This window comes from Actinoplanes sp. NPDC048791 (assembly GCF_040650095.1).
Taxonomy (GTDB): Bacteria; Actinomycetota; Actinomycetes; order Mycobacteriales; family Micromonosporaceae; genus Actinoplanes.
In genome coordinates this window covers 1-1,529 of the sequence record NZ_JBEZGQ010001507.1, presented here as the reverse complement: position 1 = coordinate 1,529, position 1,529 = coordinate 1, and the positions used below count along the sequence as shown (strand labels likewise).

Genomic DNA, 1,529 nt, shown 5'->3' with positions numbered 1-1,529 from the left:
CGGGGTAGACGACGACCACGCTGGTGCGCCCGTCCGGCGCCCGGAGTGCCGGCTCATCGGCAGGGGAGAGGATCCGGGCGCCCGGCACGGCCGCGGTGGCCGCCTGCACCACCGGGGCGGGATCGCCGGCGTCGGCGATGACCAGGAGGATGGGCGAGAAGTCACCGCCTGAGCCGAACTGCTCGGTGATCACCTTGTTGGTCTCGTAGCCGTCCTGGCCGGGCAGGGAGAAGTCGTAGCTCAGCGCGGCGGTGGCCTTGGGCGCGGCGAAACCGCCCACGGCGGCGAGAAGCAACCAGGACACCAGCACCCACCAGCGGTGCGCGACGACGAACCGCGACAGAGCGTTCACCCCAGGCACGCTAGTCACTCACCCCGGCCGCCGCTGAGCGGCTGTGGAAAACCCGCGCACGGCCAACAGCTGTGGACAAAGGAACAAGCGGACGGCGGCGCAGGCGCACCGTGGGACGGGCGGACGGCGGCGCGGGCGGACAAAGGAACGAGCGGACGGCGAAACGAGCGGCGGCGACCGGAAAAGCTCAGACCGCGCGGAGCGCGGCCCGTACGTCCGTCCAGCTCCGCAGCTCGTCCCGCACCTCGGACCGCCGCTCGTCACGGACGGCCTGCTCATGTGCCCGGATCAACACCTCGTCGATCAACACCGGCCGTCCCCGCGCCGCCGAGTCGACCGCGGCCTCCACCATGGCCAGGCTCAGCACGTTGCCGTGCACCTCACCCATCGGTGTCACCCCGCTCTGCAACGCCTCGGTGAACACCCGCAGCGCCCCGCCGATACCCGAGTACCGGTCGTCCGGCGCGTCGACCGGCGGCCCGATCGGATCGTGGTCGCCGTCCCAGCGGGCCGTACCCTCCTGCGCGCTGACCCGCCACTCGCCGTTCCAGGATGTCTCCGCGCCCGGGCTGCACCAGCTGCCGTGATAGACGTAGCGGGCGCCGCCGGTCATCTCGAAGACCGCGGCGGCGCAGGCGTCGCCGGCGTACCAGCTCCAGGGCGGGTTCCAGGTCTGGCACGAGACCGACAGCGGGTCGTCGCCGAGCAGGAACCGGGCGGCGTCGAAGGCGTGGATCGCCATGTCGACCAGCAGCGGCTGCGCCATCTGCTCGCGGAAGCCGCCGAAGTGCGGCGCCCGGTGGAAGCCGGTGCTGACCGAGCCGACCGGGCCGAGTTTCCCGGTCATCGCCCGCAGCGCGAACAGCTGGGGGTTCCAGCTGCGGGACTGGCTGACCATGAACAGCCGGCCGCTCACGTCCGCCGCCGCCACCAGGGACAGCGCCTGGGCCAGCGTGTCCGCGACCGGCTTCTCGCCGAGCACGGACAGCCCGGCGAACAGCGCGGCCGTGGTGACCTCGTGGTGGGCCACCGGTACGGTCACGTCGATCACCGCCTCCGCCCCGGTCTCGGCGGCCAGCGCGGCGACGTCGGTGCCGACCGGCAGTCCGGGCCCCGCCCGCCGGGCCGCCGCCAGGTCCAGGTCGACCACCCCGGCCAGGTCGACGCCGGGGTCGGC

General features: G+C 73.4%; 1 protein-coding gene and 1 pseudogene. Both read right to left on the bottom strand.

Annotated elements, in window-relative coordinates; all coding sequences use genetic code 11:
* A pseudogene (locus AB0C29_RS47920) lies at positions 1-352 on the bottom strand (MMPL family transporter); the annotation flags it as partial.
* 187 nt (positions 353-539) lie between these two features.
* Positions 540-1,529 (bottom strand): Gfo/Idh/MocA family oxidoreductase (locus tag AB0C29_RS47915; protein WP_360834976.1); only part of this gene is annotated, 990 nt, incomplete at its 5' end.